We start from the raw sequence: 16,621 nt of genomic DNA, 5'->3' as shown, positions 1-16,621 counted from the left end.
TACGCAGTGCAGCAAGACGCTCTGATCGCAGCACCCGAGCTGACCCGCCGTACGCGGGTTGCTCGGGTGCTGATTGATTCATCGGTTCCACATTTGGACCGGCTCTTCGACTACGAAATTCCCGACTCCATGGCCACCCAGGCCGTTGCGGGTATCCGGGTCAAGGTCCCTTTTGGGCACCAACAGCCCGCCGGGTTCATCGTCGAAATTCTCGAGGACCATGCAACGGCGATGAAGCTTAAGCCGCTGAGCAAAATCGTCAGCGAACAAGTCACGCTGTTCCCTGAAGTACTCCACGCAGCCGGCGAGGTGGCCACCCGCTATGCTGGAACTTTGTGGGATGTGGTGCGCTCGGCGGTTCCCGCGCGCGCCGCAAAGGTAGAAAAAGAGGAACTGGCCACCGTTAACCCGGAACTGCAGGAGACGCAGAACCAGATCGAGCGCTACGAAAATGGGCCTAGGGCGATCGAGGCGTGGTCAAGTGGGCAGCTGCTGCGAGCTGTGGCAACTTGGGTACCCAACATGCACGGTTTTTGGCCCGGGTTCTTGATGGACGCGGCCCGGCCTGTGCTTCAACGCGGCAAGCGGGTGTTGCTCATTGTGCCCGATGCGCGCGATGTAAAAATCCTCAGCCAGTACCTCGACGATCATTTTGGCCCGGAGTCCTATGCCCGGTTGCAAGCCGACGACGGGCCAACCCCGCGTTACCGGAACTTCCTGCGTGCCATCGGCGGACACGTGCAGATCGTCATCGGCACCCGTTCGGCGGCGCTCTGCCACGTGCCAGAGCTCGAATTGATGATTCTGTGGCAGGATGCGGACCAGTCGCACCGCGAACAGCGCGCCCCGTATCAGCACAGCCGCGAGGTGTTGCTACTGCGCAGCACCCAAGCCGGCATTTCTCTGCTGATCGCTAGTGCCTCCCGATCGGTTGAGGCACAGCGATTGGTCAGCACGGGCTGGGCGACCGAGCTGAAAATGCCGCGAGCAGCGCTGCGGGAACTCACCGCACGGGTCACGGCAACAACCAACGATTTTGAACTCGAGCGCGATCCGACCCTAGCCCGCGCCAGAATTCCGTCACTGGCCTGGCGGGAAGCAAGCAAGGCGCTAGAAACCGGTCCGGTTTTGGTGCAGGTAGCACGCACCGGCTTTGTCCCGGCCGTGGCCTGCCAGGACTGCCGCACACTAGCGCGCTGCACTCGGTGTCAGGGTCCGCTACACATCGCCGGCAAGGATTCTCATGTGGCCTGCCGCTGGTGTGGCGAGCAGTTCCACGACTACCGGTGCCAGAATTGTTCATCACCACGCATCCGAGCAGCCAGCATCGGGGCCGAGCGCACCGCCGACGAACTCGGGTTGGCCTTCCCGAAGGTCAGCGTTATTTCCTCCACCGGAGCAAAACCGGTCGAAAAAATACCTGATAAACCGGCGCTGGTGGTGGCCACACCAGGAGTAGAACCGTTGGTTGAAGGCGGCTACGCAGCGGTGTTATTGCTCGACGCCGACAAGATGCTCGCCCATGACTCCTTGCGAAACTCCGAAGAAGTTCTCGCCCGCTGGTTTACCGCCGCCTCCATGGCCCGAAGCGACGGCGTTGTAGTCCTCACCGGGCACCCCAGCCCTGCCGGGGCCTCGCTGGTACGTTATGACCCGGCCGGATTTGCCGATCGCGAATTGGCTGAACGCCGGGAGGTTGGTTTACCGCCAGCGGTGCGCAGTGCGATCATTTCCGGTCCTGGCGCGCAACGCCTGATCGCGGCCCTCGACGTTGAAACCCGTGCCCGGGTGCAAATTCATGGCCCGACGGTGATCGACGGTCCGCCAATTCAGCACCGCTACGTACTGTTCTTCTCCTACGCCGATGGACACGAGGTCACTGGCGCCCTGCGCCATCTGCGCTCGAGCATGTCTGCAGCGAAGGACCCGATCGTGACTATAACGATCGACCCCTACGACGTGCTCTAGGCGAGCGGTTCGCCGCTGGGCACGGAATCCGCTGTGGCCAACGCCGCTAGGAAACGCGCGATTTCGCTGGCGGTTTCTGGCGCCTTCTCGTAGTGGATCAGGTGCCCGACATTTTCCAGCATCACCAACGACGCGTTGGCAAAACTACGCCGCAGCTGTTCTTGAGTTGCCGGGGTACCCAGTTCGTCCTGCATCCCGCCCACCATAAGGGTCGGCAGTTTAAGCTCGGGGGAGTAGTCCCCAACAGTGGCGGTGATCGACGCACGATAGGACTGCGCCAGGATGCTGCGCGTTTGGAATCCACCAAAGTAGGCGCGGTGTTGATCGCGAACATAGGCGCGGATCGCCGGATCCTTGCTTTTGGTCATCACCAGGCTCATGGCGTCGCTGAAAAGCTTCGATCGTAGCGCAGGTTCTGCCACGGCGGCGGGCAGTTTGGCGCACACCTCGTAGTAAGCGCTGGTGAGCTTGGCCAGCAGCGCCTGCGAAGAATCCAGTGCGAGTTCGGAGATGGGATTAAGCAAAACCAGCGATGCAAATTCTCGCTGCGTAGCCAATTTTGCGGCGACGATCGAGCCAAAGGAATGCCCAAGTAAGTGCACCCGGCCATCAAGGTGCAATTGCGAAGCCAGCTCATTGAGTATCTGCGCATAGCCAGAAACATCGTGCTCAATGTCGCGCATTGAGGTGGACGCACCAAAACCGGGCAGATCGGGCACAATCACCGTGTAGTGCTCAAGGTGGGAGACGATGCGGGCCAGACCGTGGTGGTCCCCGCGGAAGCCATGTACCGCAAAAATTACGCCCTGTGCCGGTTTGCGCGCCGTGGTGATGAAGACCTTGAGCGTCGAACCATTAATCTGGTGCGTGGATATTAGCTGTTGTCGTTGGTGCATAAGTGAAATCCTACCCGTCGAGCAACGCCAACGCGGTGCCCTCATCGATGACCAAGTCAGTCATCAGCCCACCCTTTAGCGCTCCGCGCACCGCCTCGAGCTTGCCGCGACCGGCGACAACGCAGAAGCGTGTAGGGACTTTGCGTAGCGAGTCCAGGGTCGGGCCGGTGGAGCGGGAATTAAGCGAAATGTTCGAGCTGTTGCCGTCCTTGTCAAAAAACACCGTGGCCACGTCCCCCACGACACCCATGACGCGTAGCTCCTGAGTCTCATTTTTGGTCAGGTATCCGCCGCGATAAACCTGCGAGATCACCGCGGAGCCAGCCGAACCGAGTGAAAACACGGCCACGTTCATTTCCTGCTGCACTTTCAGCACGCGCTTGATGGAGGTTTCCTGCCACATCGCCTCGCGTGTCGAAGCGCGATCAAAAAAGGCCGGAACTGGGAACTGTTCGGTTCGGGCGGTAAACGCATGGCCGAAGCGGGTGAGAATATCGCTGGCGTAGCTCACGCCACTGGTCACCGGGTTTGCCGCCCCATTAAGTTGGACGATCTTGGTGTCATGTGTCGGGTGGGGAGCGAGCGCTGTGGACACTGCCTGCATTGTTGAACCCCAGGCCACCCCGACGGTCATCGACGAGGAAATGATGTCAGCCAAAAGGTATGCGGCATGAGCAGACACACGAGAGAGCAGCTCGGAGTCATCCATTGAGCCATCAGTTGGCACCACGTTGAAGTTGATGCCGTAATGCTCGCTGAGCTGATTGCCCAAAAGTGCGGACATATTTGCGCTGGGGGTGATGCTGATCGAAACCATGCCGGTTCGCTTGGCGTGGGTCAGCAATCTGGACACCGTCGAACGTGAGGTGCCCAGCTCCTTGGCGATGACCTCCATTTTCATATCCTGCAGGTAATACAGCTGGGCTGCTCGCAGCGCGTCCTTGGCTCGGGGAGTCGTGTGCACGGATGTGCCAGGCGCACCCCGTTTATAGGTTCCTCCGGACGGTGTTTTCATCATCAATCTGACCGTTTCTGCACATTTGTGCAATTTGTTTGACCGAATGGCCGTTCTGTTACAAGACTAGCCTCAGACTTATTCAATTGTTACTAAGGGGCACAAATCGTGATTCGTGAACAGCTATCCAAACTGCGCGAACGCCCGCAGGCGCGGGTATTGGTTGTTGGCGGTGGCATCAACGGCGTAGCGACCTTCCGCTACCTCGCGATGCAGGGCATCGATGTGGCGCTGATCGAGCGTGGTGACTACAGCCAAGGTGCTTCTGGGGCCAGCTCGCACATGATTCACGGCGGCATTCGCTACCTTGAAAACGGCGAATTCCGCCTGGTCCACGAATCCGTTCAGGAACGCAACTCGCTGCTGGAAATCGCACCACACTACGTGAAGCCGCTACAGACGACGATCCCGATCTTCTCCACCTTCTCCGGAATCCTCAGCGCGCCGACGCGCTTCCTCACCCACAAGTCCGGCAAGCCAACCGAGCGCGGCGCCGCACTCATCAAAGCCGGCTTGATCATGTACGACGTGTTCGCCGGCATTGGTGGACGCAACACCCCATGGCACACATTCAAGTCGGGCAAGGCCGCCCGCGCGGACCTGCCAAAGCTTCGCAACGACGTGAAGTACACCGCCACCTACTTCGACGCTTCGGTACACAACCCTGAGCGCCTGACCTTGGACGTCCTGCGTGAAGGTCTGGATGCTCACCAGAGCGCCCGTGCCAGCAACTACATCGAACTTACTGGTGTGGATGGTGGTACCGCGAAGTTGCGCGACGTACTCACGGGCGAAGAATTCGACTTCGACGCCGAGGTCATCATCAACGCCACCGGCGCCTGGGTCGACTTGACCAACAAGGAGCTGGGCCGAGAGACCAAGTGGACTGGTGGCACCAAGGGTTCGCACATCGTGCTCGATCACCCTGAGCTGCTTGAGGCTACCGGCGGGCGTGAGATCTTCTTCGAACACGAAGATGGCCGCGTTGTCTTGATCTACCCAATGCTCGGCCGTGTATTGGTTGGTACCACCGACCTCGAGCACGACATGAACGAGCCAGCGGTGTGCACCGACGAAGAAGTCCAGTACTTCTTCGACTTGATTCGCCACGTCTTCCCGACCATCAAGGTCAACGAGCAGGACATCGTCTACAAGTTCTCCGGAGTCCGCCCGCTGCCGAACCACGATGACACGGCGCCAGGATTTGTCTCCCGCGACTACCAGGTCAAGGAAACTCGCCTGACAGACCAGACCACGATGCTCTCGTTGATCGGCGGCAAGTGGACTACCTTCCGCGCGCTGAGCGAGAACCTTGGTAGCAAGGCGCTAGAGTTCTTGGGTGAACGCCAGGTGCAGTCCACCGCTGGAGTTGCCATCGGCGGCGGTAAGAACTTCCCGATGAACGATGGGGCTCTGTCGGCATGGTACGCAGCTCGCGAGTCAAAGGCTTCGCATGACCGCCTGCGCATTTTGTTTGAACGCTACGGTACCCGTGCTGATCAGGTGATGGCACAATTGGGTGACAATGAGCAACTGCTGGAAAACACCAACGAGCTCTCAGTTCAAGAAATCGCATACTTGGCTGAAAACGAGCAGGTCGGACGCCTGATTGACGTATTTATTCGCCGCACCAACCTGGCCTTCCGTGGCCTGGTGACAAAGGATTTGGTCAACGAGGTAGCACATTACCTAGCTGACCCAATGGGTTGGGATCAATCTCAACTACAAGCCGAAATCGACCATTCGCTCTCGGTTCTCGCAGAACGCCATGGAGTCATCCTGAGCTAATCTGCCACGTGGTCGGCGGCAAGGAGCCGCCGGCAGTCGAAATCACTAAGAGGTCAAAGATGTCCACTCACGTGTTTCTTGCCGAGCTTGTCGGCACATTTATTCTCCTGTTGATGGGTGGCGGCGTCTGCGCGAACGTTGCCCTCAAAGGAACCCTCGGTAGTGCCGCAGGCTGGGTCGCTATCAGCTTCGGCTGGGGCCTTGGCGTTTACTGTGGTGTCTGGATCGCGGGGATCTCCGGAGCCCACCTGAACCCGGCTGTTACCTTGGGTCTGTTGGTCAACCCCGATGTTGCAGAATACGCACCCGGCGTTGCCAAAACCTTGGCCAACACCTTGCTGTACTTCTTGGCGCAGTTCATCGGTGCCTTCCTTGGCGCCGTAGGCACTTGGCTTACCTACAAGAAGCACCTGGATGATCCACAGAACGCGGGCACCCAGCTGGGTGTCTTCGCTACCGGTCCAGCAATTCGTTCCTATGGCTGGAACATGGTCACCGAGATCTTTGGTACCTTCGTCTTGGTCTTTGTGATCGCCGGTCTGGGACACACTCCGCATGAGCTTGGCCCACTGGCAGTTGCGTTGTTGGTTGTAGCCATCGGCCTGTCTTTGGGTGGTGCCACCGGTTACGCCATCAACCCGTTCCGCGACCTTGGTCCACGCGTTGCCCACGCCATCTTGCCAATTCAGGGCAAGGGCTCCTCGGACTGGGCCTACTCGTGGGTTCCATTGGCCGGGCCAGCTGTCGGCGGTATTCTTGGCGGTCTTGTTGCCGCTCTAATGTTCTAGAAAGTGAGCAGTAAATCATGAGCGAAAAATTTGTGATCGCCATTGACCAGGGCACAACCAGCTCCCGCGCGATTGTCTTCAATCATGCAGGTGATGTGCACTCGGTTGGCCAGCTAGAGCACGAACAGATCTTCCCGGCAGCAGGTTGGGTTGAGCACGATCCCGCTGAAATCTGGAACAACGTGCGCGAAGTGATCGGCCAGGCACTGTCCAAGGCCAATCTGACCCGTCACGACATCGAGGTCGTCGGTATCACCAACCAGCGTGAGACCACCGTTGTGTGGGACAAGAACACCGGCGAAGCGGTTTACAACGCGATCGTTTGGCAGGATACGCGCACCCAGGACATCGTCGACGAGCTAGCTGCTGACGGTGGGCTGGACCGCTACAAGCAGACCGTGGGCCTGCCGCTGGCAACCTACTTCGCTGGCACCAAGATCAAGTGGATTCTTGATAATGTCGACGGTGCTCGTCAGCGGGCTGAAGCCGGCGACCTATTGTTCGGCACCACTGATAGCTGGGTTTTGTGGAACCTGACCGGTGGCACCGATGGCGGTGTGCACGTCACGGACGTGACCAACGCTTCGCGCACCCTGTTCATGGACCTGAAGACCCTGCAATGGGACGAGAAGATCCTCGCTGATTTTGGTGTTCCGGCCTCCATGATGCCCGAGATTCGTTCCTCCTCCGAGGTGTACGGCACCGTGCACACCAAGCAGTTGCTTCGTGAAGTGCCAGTTGCCGGCATTCTCGGTGACCAGCAGGCAGCAACCTTTGGGCAGGCAGCCTTTACCGCCGGTACCGCGAAGAACACCTACGGCACCGGTTGCTTCCTGATCTTCAACACCGGCACCGAAATCGTGAACTCAACCAATGGTCTACTGACCACCATGGCCTACAAGCTGGGTGATGAAGCTCCGGTGTACGCACTGGAAGGCTCGATTGCGGTGGCCGGCTCGTTGGTTCAGTGGTTGCGCGACAACATCGGCATGATCTCTTCGGCACCAGAAATTGAAGAGCTCGCAGCCAAGGTTGATGACAACGGTGGCGTGTACGTTGTCCCTGCCTTCTCGGGTTTGTTCGCCCCTTACTGGCGTTCGGACGCACGCGGTGCGATTGTGGGCCTAACTCGTTACGCCAACAAAAACCACATCGCTCGTGCAGCTTTGGAGTCCACCGCGTTCCAGACTCGCGAAGTACTCGATGCGGTGAACGCCGATGCCGAGGTGCCATTGACCGAACTCAAGGTTGATGGTGGGATGGTTGCCAACGAAGCGCTAATGCAGTTCCAGGCAGACATCTTGGGCGTGCCAGTGGTTCGCCCGAAGGTCACTGAAACCACGGCGCTGGGTGCAGCTTACGCAGCAGGTCTCGCAGTTGGGTTCTGGAAGGACCTCGGCGAGCTGGAGTCCAACTGGGCTGAGGACAAGCGCTGGGAGCCTGAAATGGATGAAAAAACCCGTGAACGTAATCTGCGCCTCTGGAAGAAAGCGGTAACCCGCACCTTCGATTGGGTAGACGAAGACACGAAGGCGTAATTCGCCAACGGTTGACCTTTACCGGAGCAGAACGACGACGCTCGAACCACATTTGCTGGTTCGAGCGTCGTACTTTTTATGCGCATTGCGCGCCCGAGCCAGGGTTCTGTGTCTGGCTTCAGGCATGGTGGTCGGGATGGTCTAGCTGGTCGGCAGGATCCGCTTGACGGCGCGGGGGAGACTCACCTGCTTGGCGGGCGCCCCAATAGGTGTTGCGACGTGGCTTCTGCTCGGGATCCTCATGCTCGGGCAGGATCACATGGGGAAGCCCCTCCACGTTGATGACTTTGATCTGCCCAGCGTGGCGCTTGTGGTGATCCCCGGTGCACATTCCGGCTCCGGACCAGACACTGGTTTCGCCGCCCTCGGACCATGGAATCTCGTAATGATCGGTCTCCACTTGATCAGGGGGCGCGGTGCAGTCGGGCACAATGCAGCCGCGATCGCGAGCCATGATCGCTTCACGAATCGGGCCCTTGTGGTAACGCATCTTGCGCCCCATATCTAAAGGTTGGCTATTGCCGCCGAGCACCAGCGGGATGATGTCCGCTTTGGCCAGCAACTGCCGCAGCTCGCCGGGCGGAATGTCCACCCCGTTGGCGGTCATGCCATGAGCATCGGCCAAATTCTGCAAATCTGCCAGCCAGAGGTAAACGACAAACTTAGGAACCACGACTTTTCGTTTTCCGCCCACGTAGGGTGCAGCGAGTAGGGACATGAGCGCGTTGAGTCGTCGCACATGAACGTCGGGACCGGTGGTTGCTGATTCCTGAGTCTCGGTGGAACCGGTTGAATCGGTATCAGCGGTATCAGCGGTGTCGGCCTCGGGGTCGGAACCGGCCCACGGTGGCATGGGTTCCTCGCTGCGCAGCCAATCTGGTGTGCCAAGGTCGTCGGCTGCGGGGTCTGGAACGTCGTGATTGGCATCAGACCCGTTTGCGCCGTCCTGGTTTTTCCCCGTCCGGTCCTGATCGGACTGGCGATCGGCTCGTCCAGCCTGGGTCCGCGGGTTGCCAGCGCGGGCTGCAATGGAACGGATCAGCTGTGCGTCACTCGCGTTGGTGCGTAGCGAAAAACAATGCACCCCATTGACGACCGAGCCAATAAACAGCCCAAGCTTTGGTGGTAGCTTCTTGCCATTGAGGTCTTTGTAGATCTTGATTTCGGCGTTGATCTGCTTGCGAGCTTCCAGCGGCGAAAGCCCGCTCAAGTGCTTGGCAGCGCACGCATCAAGCGTGTTGCCATCGGTACCTCGCGCCACGATTTCGCATTCGGTCCCTTCGAAGGTGGTGTCCGGTGGCTCCAAGCTGTTAAGTTGGCGAGCCACAGACACCACTGCTCGTCGGTTCGTTCTCCCTTGGCTGTAAAGCTGTGCTAGTTCAGGCAGGCGAGGAGCGCAAATAGTGCCCTCGGCGGTTCGTCGACCGATCAGCAGGTGGGCGTCGTCGATCCGTTGCTGCGCTTCAAAGTAACTAATACCCGTCCACGCCGCCAGAAGTTCGCCCGCGTTTTTGTAACAGGGACGGCCGGCAATAAAGTGCGGCTCGCCAGCAAAAATCTCGTCGTCGAAACATCCCTCGAAGTCACCCTCAAACACCCCATCCGGCGCGGTAGCCATCGGTGAAGTCGCCGGTGAATTAGGCGGCGCGGCGCGTCTTAGCGCAGCATAAGTTTCCAGGCTCAACGCATGGGCGCCGCTGACCTCGGCGTCCAGGGCGAACGTGAGCTGAGACAGGTGAATTTGCTGGGCGAAGCGCTCCACCAATTCGCCGTGGGCCAGGATCAAGCGCGGATCGCCGGTGCGATGCACCAGCGACCCTAACGCCGTGAACAACGCAAGCAGTAGGTAACCCACACGTAGCAACATCCCCGCGGTGAGCCCCGGCCCGAAAATGAGGCAGGAGCGACACGCGGTGCGTAGTGCGGCGATGAGTGCTGAGCTGTTCATGGGTCCATGATCGAACTCAGAAAACAGCGCGGCTGCGATCGGGCACCGGTTGTGGACAAGCAGTGCGGCCCAGAAAATTCAGCTGTGTTCAATCTTGCCCTTCACCGATGCACCCGGGACAGGGCCCAATGCGATAGAATCGCGGTATGAATTGCCAGCACAACCTAGCCTAAGCACGGCCAACAGGCCGTACCCCCGAGTGGAAATTTGGGGGCTTTTGTTATGTCTGGAACCAAAAACAAGTTTTTTCCTATCGGAAATTTTCTGCAAGGCGTGTGAGAAGAGCAGCGTGACATCATCGACGAACGAACCTAGGACCTACGACTTCAAGGACATCGAGTCCAAGTGGCTGCCGGTATGGGACGAGCTAGAAGTGTTCAAGCCCGCCGATGATGGCAGTCGGGAACGTCGCTACGTTTTGGACATGTTCCCTTACCCATCGGGGGACCTGCACATGGGCCACGCGGAAGCGTTTGCCATGGGCGATGTGGTCTCGCGCTACTGGCGCCTGCGCGGTTACGACGTGATGCACCCGATCGGCTGGGACTCCTTCGGCCTGCCAGCAGAAAATGCTGCGATCAAGCGCAACACCCACCCGGCAGAGTGGACCTACAAAAACATCGACACCCAGGCCGCTAGCTTTAAGCGCTATGCCATCTCGGCCGACTGGGATCGTCGAGTACATACTTCCGATCCTGAGTACTACCGCTGGACCCAGTGGCTGTTTAACAAGTTCTACGAAAAGGGCCTAGCCTACCGCAAGGATCACCCGGTGAACTGGTGCCCTAAGGACCAGACGGTGCTCGCCAACGAGCAGGTTGTTAATGGCGCCTGTGAGCGTTGTGGCACCGCGGTGACCAAAAAGAGCCTGAACCAGTGGTACTTCAAGATCACCGACTACGCCGATCGGCTGCTCAACGACATGGAACAGCTCAAAGGCCACTGGCCTGAGCGTGTGCTGTTGATGCAGAAGAACTGGATCGGCCGCTCTGAAGGCGCAGAAGTGACCTTCGAGATCGAAGCCACCGAAGCCAAGGCCGCGGTGAAGATTCCGGTATTCACCACCCGCCCGGACACCCTCTACGGTGCAACCTTCATGGTGGTCGCTGCGGATGCCGATCTGGCCAGTGAGCTGGTCACCGATGAGCACCGTGGCGCCCTGGAGGAATACCAGGAGCAGGTTAAGGCGCTGAGCGAAATTGAGCGCCAGTCCACCGAGCGTGAGAAGACCGGTGTGTTCACCGGCCGTTACGGCATCAACCCGCTCTCGGGCGAAAAGCTGCCAATCTGGGCTGCCGACTACGTGCTGGCCGACTACGGCACCGGAGCCATCATGGCGGTTCCTGCGCACGATCAGCGCGACCTGGACTTCGCTCGCACCTTCAACTTGCCAGTGCGTGTAGTTGTTGAAACCGGTTTGGACGATCCGAATGAAACCGGCATCGCCGCCACTGGCGAAGGCCAACTGATCAACTCGGGCGAGCTGTCCGGGCTGGGCAAGACCGAAGCCATCAGCAAGGCGATCGACATCGTGGAAGCTGCCGGTACCGGTAAGCACACGATCAACTTCCGCCTGCGTGACTGGCTGTTGAGCCGCCAGCGTTTCTGGGGTACGCCGATCCCGATCATCCACTGTGCTGATTGTGGCGAGGTTCCGGTTCCCGATGACCAGCTGCCGGTTCGCCTGCCAGATAATCTGCGCGGCGAGCAGTTGGCTCCTAAGGGCACCAGCCCGCTGGCTGCCGTTGAAGAGTGGGTCAACGTGGCCTGCCCTAAGTGTGGCGGCGCAGCCAAGCGCGACACCGACACCATGGATACCTTCGTGGACTCCTCGTGGTACTTCCTGCGCTTTGTCTCCCCGAACTACACCGAGGGACCCTTTGATCCGCAGGCCGTGCGTGACTGGATGCCAGTGGGACAGTACGTCGGTGGTGTTGAGCACGCAATTTTGCACCTGCTCTACTCGCGCTTCTTCACCAAGGTCGTCCATGATTTGGGTCTGATCGACGTCGACGAGCCTTTCAGCGCGCTGCTGAACCAGGGCCAGGTGCTCAACGGTGGCAAGGCGATGAGCAAGTCGCTGGGCAACGGCGTTGACTTGGGCGAACAGCTGGACAAGTTTGGCGTGGACGCAGTGCGTCTGACCATGGTCTTCGCTTCGCCGCCAGAGGACGACGTGGACTGGGCCGACGTATCCCCATCGGGTTCGCAGAAGTTCCTGGCTCGCGCTTGGCGCATCGCCCAGGACAGCACCAGCGAAGCCGGCGTGGACTACGCTTCGGGCGACAAGGCCCTGCGTCAGATCACCCACCGCACCGTGCACGAATCGGCGCAATTACTTGATTCGGGCAAGTTCAACGTGGTGATCGCCAAGACCATGGAACTGGTCAACGCAACGCGCAAAACCATCGACTCCGGTGCCGGGGCAGCGGATCCTGCAGTACGTGAAGCAGCCACCGTAGTTGCTCAGCTGCTGAGCATGTTCGCACCGTACACCGCCGAGGACATGTGGGAAGCCTTGGGTTACGCCCCAAGCGTTGTCACTAGCGCCTGGCCAACCGTTGATCAAAACCTGCTGGTAGATGACACCGTCACCGCCGTCGTGCAGATCAAGGGCAAGGTTCGTGCACGTCTTGAGGTATCGGTAGACATTAGCGAAGATGAACTGCGCGAGCAGGCGCTAGCCCATGAAGCAGTGGTGAAGATGCTTGATGGCAAGGCACCGCTGAAGGTCATTGTGCGTGCGCCGAAACTGGTGAACGTGGTTCCTGCACCGTAGGCTCGGTACATGAACGAACGACAGAAAAGCTCGCGCGCGGGTTGGCTGCCTAAATGGCTGGCCCCGCGCGGGCTTTCGCGTCCGCTGATCGGCATCGTCAGCGATTCTGCCTCCTGCCTTCCGCAGTCTTACCGCGATCGTGCCGGCCTAATTGAAGTCACCGTCCCGATCATCGTGGACAACCACCTGCAGGGTGATGACCCGCAGGCGCTGATGATGGGTCTGGCCATGGGCAAGAGTGTCAAAACCTCGCGCCCGGCACCTGGCGAATTTGCTCGCGCTTACCGCGCCCTGCTTGATGCCGGATGTCATCAAGTGCTCTCCATTCACTTTTCTGGCGCGTTATCCGGAACCGCCGACGCTGCCCGATTGGCCGCAGCAAGTTTTGGCTCTGCGGTGTGCGTGGTGGACTCACAAACCGTGGCCCTGCCGTTGGGATTTGCGTTGGCCGACGTACTCGACGCCAGGGATGCCGGCGCCCCGCTCGAGGTGCTAAAAACCATTGCCGAACAGTCAACCCTAAACACTGTGTACTTTGCCGTGCCCAGCTTGGAGCAATTGCGCCGCGGTGGCCGGATTAGCGCGCTGTCCTCGGTGCTTGGCAACCTGCTGAACGTCAAACCGATCCTGACCATTGATCAGGGCAGCATCACCGCGCTGGAAAAACCTCGGTCCTTTGCTCGTGCGCAGGCCCGCCTGGTTTCCTTGGCCTTACGCGATGCTCGCGAAGTGGGTAGCAACGCGCGGCTTGGGGTAATGCATTTTGGCGCCGAAGAACTAGCCACCGAAATCGCCACCGAGCTGGCCCCCTTTAGCTGCCAGCCAGTGGTGATCGAGTCCTTGCCCGCGGTCCTCGCCGCGCATACCGGCATGGGTGTGTTGGCTGTGGCCGTCGCAGCTCTTGATCCACAACCGGATAGTGAAGCTGCGGGGGACCGGACGCCCTAACCCATACTGTGGGGCATGGGCCGTCACGATTTTTTCAGCAAGTACGCGCCGCGTCCGGGCCGCCTGCGGTTTGCTGTGTCGCGCGTGGCGGTGCTTGCCCTGGTCATCGTGGTGCTTGGCTGGATCGCGATCTCGATCCTTCTGGCCCCGCCACCGGCTACGCATGAACTAGAGACCGTTCCACTTGAGGCCAACCCCACCGCCAGTGGCTCCACCACCTCGACCGCATCCTCAAGTCCTGCTGGTCCTAAAGTCACCGTGCATGTGGTCGGTGCGGTCAATAAGCCGGGGGTTTACGAGCTGCCTGGAGGCTCGAGGATCACCGATGCGGTGAAAAAAGCTGGCGGCCTGAGCCACAATGCTCAACCGGCGCTGGTGAATCTTGCTGCCAAGCTCGTCGACGGCCAGCAAATTATCATGCCCGGCACCGGTGGGGATTCCTCCGCTCAACAACTTCCTGCGCCATCCCAAGACGCCAAAGTTTCGATCAATAGTGCGGACTCCGAGGCGCTGCAAGAACTACCTGGCATCGGACCGGCCTTGGCGGAGCGAATTATTGAGTTCCGCACCAAAAACGGACCGTTTAATACCGTAGAAGAGCTGGATGCGGTGTCTGGGATTGGGCCGGCGATGCTCGAAAAGCTCACGGAATTGGTGGTGCCGTGAATACCGACTTTCGTGGGCTGTGGTTGTTGGCAGGCGCTTGGATGGCCGCCTCTTTCACGATGCCGCCAGCGTTGCTGGTCGCGTTGATCGTTGTCCTCGGTTTGCTGCTGGCTCTGTTGCTGCGCCGGCGACATGACGGTGCGCATTCCACTCCGTGGTTCACCGGACCAATCGTGCTGCTGCTCGGATTGCTCGCCGTAAGTTTTCTCGGTACCACCCGTAGCCCGTGCACACTTCCGAGCGGTTCCGAACAGCAACGTCGCGCCATTCTCAGCTTTGAAGATAGCTCGCCTAAACCCGTCGAAGGCGTGTTTAGAGGCAGCGCCAGCATCCAACGCTACTGGCGCGATGATGCGTGGGTGCAATGTGAAGTGCCGGTATACCTCACCGTTGAGTACCCGATGCCAGTGCAGACCGGAGAATTTGAAACCATCGTGAGCCTTCAGCCGGCCGACGCTGGAACCTTTGCCTGGTGGGCTCGAGCAACCAGCGAACCCAAGGTGATATCGCTAGCAAAACTAACTGCGGCAGACTACCTGAAGCAGCGATTCACACACTCGTTGCAAGATTTGCCCAGCAACGCTCGTGCCTTGCTTCCGGGCATGCTCTACGGAGACCGCTCGGGGCAAGACGAGGAATTGTCCACCGCGATGAAGACCAGTGGCCTGAGCCACCTGACGGCAGTAAGCGGGTCAAATATTGCATTGCTCGCTGCCATTGTCCTGTCACTGCTCCGGGTGTTCTCGATTGCTCGGATACCTAGCGCCGTACTGATGATTGGTGCGGTGGCGCTGTTCACCTGGTTTGTCGGCCCGGATCCAAGTGTGCTTCGAGCCAGCTTGATGGGCAGCATTGCGGTGCTTTCCTTGCTGGCCGGCAGGGGACAGGTTTCCTTGGGAATCCTTTCGCTCAGTGCAACGATCTTGTTGTTGGTTGACCCCGGGTTAGGCGTGGAACCAGCCTTTGCCCTGTCAGTGTTGGCGACGCTCGGTATCATCATGCTCTCGCCGGCCCTGACCGAAATATTTATTCAGTTCCTTCCGTCCTGGTTAGCCGAGCTCACCGCCATTTGTTGCGCAGCACAGTTCACTTGTCTGCCGGTGATCATCGCCCTGAACTCAAACTTCAGCCTGTATTCGCTACCTACAAACCTGGTGGTCGGTCCATTGCTGCCCTTGATCACTGCGGTTGGCATGGTGTGCCTCTTGCTGTGTACTCCATTGCCGTCCGTCGCACATATTTTGCTATGGGTTCCAGGGCTACCAGCTGAGCTAATTGGCAGAACTGCCCACTTCTCGGCCCAACTTCCTGGCGCAGCTCGGCCCTGGCCAACAGGCCTACCCGGAATCATTCTGGCAATATTCCTAGCCACGGTGCTGTGTATCCTGCTCATCACCGGTCGGGAGACTGAGCAGGTCAGGATCCGCCACGTTTCTTTGGGACTCGCGGGTGCACTGTTGGTCTTTGTCGCAGCCCTTGTTCTTCCTGCGACCCTGTTCTACCGCGTTCCCGTGGATTCCGACTGGAACATTGCCATGTGCGACGTTGGTCAGGGTGATGCCCTGGTGATCAATCTAGGCAATCACCAAGGCTGGTTAATAGACGCTGGCCCGCCAGACAGTGGAGTTGTTCAATGCTTGCGACGATTGAACATCAACGAACTACCAACAGTGTTTATCACGCATTCGCACGCTGATCATTTCGGGGGAGTCGTGCAATTGGAGTCATCTGGCATCAAGATCGGTCGCCGGGTGGTTTCGGCCGGATTCGATATTAACAAGTGGCCCGGAGCAGAAGTCATCGCGTCAGGATTCTCGCAGACCTACGGAAGCATCAGTTACCAGGTACTTGGCCCAGATTCCAGAGCGGCAAAAACGGCCGAGCCCAATGACACTTCGCTTGTTATGCGGTTCCATTTTCATCGGGCAACTGGGAACATAGATTTCTTCGCGGCCGGAGATATGGAGACGGAAGCAATGCATCAGCTGTTGCAGAAATTTCCACAGGGTCCGGCTGCAGTTCTTAAGGCGTCCCACCACGGGGCACGAAACGGTGGCACCGAGATCATTGAGGACATTTCTCCTGAGGTGCTACTCATCTCTGATGGCAAGGACAACTCCTATGGACACCCACATCCCGAAACCCTGAAGGCGGCCCAAGAAGTAGGCGCGAAAGTTTTTAGAACTGACCAGTCAGGTACCGTGCTTCTCACATTTGCGGAGCAAGGTGTTCTGAGTTCCTCCTTAGGTTCACCAGTTCGGTAGGATCAATATATCGACCGAAGTAC

At 59.1% G+C, this 16,621-nt stretch carries 11 protein-coding genes; 8 read left to right on the top strand and 3 right to left on the bottom strand.

What is annotated here, in order from left to right:
• Positions 1-6 precede the first annotated feature (6 nt).
• Positions 7-1,968 (top strand): primosomal protein PriA, encoded by a 1,962-nt coding sequence (locus EYR88_RS02990; protein WP_131088247.1) that lies wholly within the window; start codon positions 7-9, stop codon positions 1,966-1,968.
• On the opposite strand, the gene EYR88_RS02985 is transcribed toward EYR88_RS02990, so the two are convergent.
• On the bottom strand, positions 1,965-2,864 hold the full coding sequence (locus tag EYR88_RS02985) for an alpha/beta hydrolase (protein WP_165477265.1): 900 nt from the start codon (positions 2,862-2,864) through the stop codon (positions 1,965-1,967). The two genes, EYR88_RS02990 and EYR88_RS02985, sit on opposite strands and share 4 nt — an antisense overlap.
• A 10-nt stretch (positions 2,865-2,874) precedes the next feature.
• A complete protein-coding gene (locus tag EYR88_RS02980; RefSeq protein WP_315973677.1) occupies positions 2,875-3,828 on the bottom strand; it encodes a sugar-binding transcriptional regulator in 954 nt (317 codons plus the stop codon).
• 159 nt (positions 3,829-3,987) lie between these two features.
• Between EYR88_RS02980 and EYR88_RS02975 the strand changes: the two genes are divergently transcribed.
• The 3 genes from EYR88_RS02975 to glpK are packed head-to-tail and all read left to right on the top strand — an operon-like array spanning position 3,988 to position 7,993.
• Positions 3,988-5,667, top strand: a complete 1,680-nt coding sequence (locus tag EYR88_RS02975) for a glycerol-3-phosphate dehydrogenase/oxidase (RefSeq protein ID WP_131088244.1) — start codon at positions 3,988-3,990, stop codon at positions 5,665-5,667.
• Positions 5,668-5,726: 59 nt separating this feature from the next.
• Positions 5,727-6,455: an MIP/aquaporin family protein gene (locus EYR88_RS02970; protein ID WP_131088243.1), complete on the top strand. Its 729-nt coding sequence runs from the start codon at positions 5,727-5,729 to the stop codon at positions 6,453-6,455.
• Between the two features lie 17 nt (positions 6,456-6,472).
• On the top strand, positions 6,473-7,993 hold the full coding sequence (gene glpK / locus EYR88_RS02965; protein ID WP_131088242.1) for a glycerol kinase GlpK: 1,521 nt from the start codon (positions 6,473-6,475) through the stop codon (positions 7,991-7,993).
• Between the two features lie 118 nt (positions 7,994-8,111).
• On the opposite strand, the gene EYR88_RS02960 is transcribed toward glpK, so the two are convergent.
• Positions 8,112-9,941, bottom strand: coding sequence for an HNH endonuclease (locus EYR88_RS02960; protein ID WP_131088241.1), 1,830 nt, complete (start codon positions 9,939-9,941; stop codon positions 8,112-8,114).
• Positions 9,942-10,230: 289 nt separating this feature from the next.
• Between EYR88_RS02960 and leuS the strand changes: the two genes are divergently transcribed.
• Genes leuS through EYR88_RS02940 form a run of 4 tightly spaced genes read left to right on the top strand, consistent with a single transcriptional unit; the run spans position 10,231 to position 16,598 of the window.
• Positions 10,231-12,720, top strand: a complete 2,490-nt coding sequence (gene leuS / locus EYR88_RS02955) for a leucine--tRNA ligase (RefSeq protein WP_207306457.1) — start codon at positions 10,231-10,233, stop codon at positions 12,718-12,720.
• Positions 12,721-12,729: 9 nt separating this feature from the next.
• Entirely contained in the window at positions 12,730-13,668 is a 939-nt protein-coding gene (locus EYR88_RS02950) for a DegV family protein (protein WP_131088240.1), read from the top strand.
• A 15-nt stretch (positions 13,669-13,683) separates the two neighbouring features.
• A complete protein-coding gene (locus EYR88_RS02945) occupies positions 13,684-14,334 on the top strand; it encodes a ComEA family DNA-binding protein (protein WP_131088239.1) in 651 nt (216 codons plus the stop codon).
• Positions 14,331-16,598, top strand: a complete 2,268-nt coding sequence (locus EYR88_RS02940; protein WP_131088238.1) for a ComEC/Rec2 family competence protein — start codon at positions 14,331-14,333, stop codon at positions 16,596-16,598. The genes EYR88_RS02945 and EYR88_RS02940 overlap by 4 nt, the downstream gene beginning before the upstream one ends.
• The last annotated feature ends 23 nt before the right edge of the window (positions 16,599-16,621 follow it).

The organism is Arthrobacter sp. S41, from assembly GCF_004320535.1.
Classification (GTDB): domain Bacteria; phylum Actinomycetota; class Actinomycetes; order Actinomycetales; family Micrococcaceae; genus Glutamicibacter.
The sequence above is the reverse complement of the archived record's forward strand: the minus strand, read 5'-3'. Positions and strand labels throughout refer to the sequence as shown.

Coding starts and splice junctions, on each gene's coding strand:
- EYR88_RS02970 (WP_131088243.1), top strand. CDS start 5,727: ATGTCCACTCACGTGTTTCTTGCCGAGCTTGTCGGCACATTTATTCTC.
- EYR88_RS02960 (WP_131088241.1), bottom strand. CDS start 9,941: ATGAACAGCTCAGCACTCATCGCCGCACTACGCACCGCGTGTCGCTCC.
- EYR88_RS02945 (WP_131088239.1), top strand. CDS start 13,684: ATGGGCCGTCACGATTTTTTCAGCAAGTACGCGCCGCGTCCGGGCCGC.
- glpK (WP_131088242.1), top strand. CDS start 6,473: ATGAGCGAAAAATTTGTGATCGCCATTGACCAGGGCACAACCAGCTCC.
- EYR88_RS02950 (WP_131088240.1), top strand. CDS start 12,730: ATGAACGAACGACAGAAAAGCTCGCGCGCGGGTTGGCTGCCTAAATGG.
- EYR88_RS02985 (WP_165477265.1), bottom strand. CDS start 2,864: ATGCACCAACGACAACAGCTAATATCCACGCACCAGATTAATGGTTCG.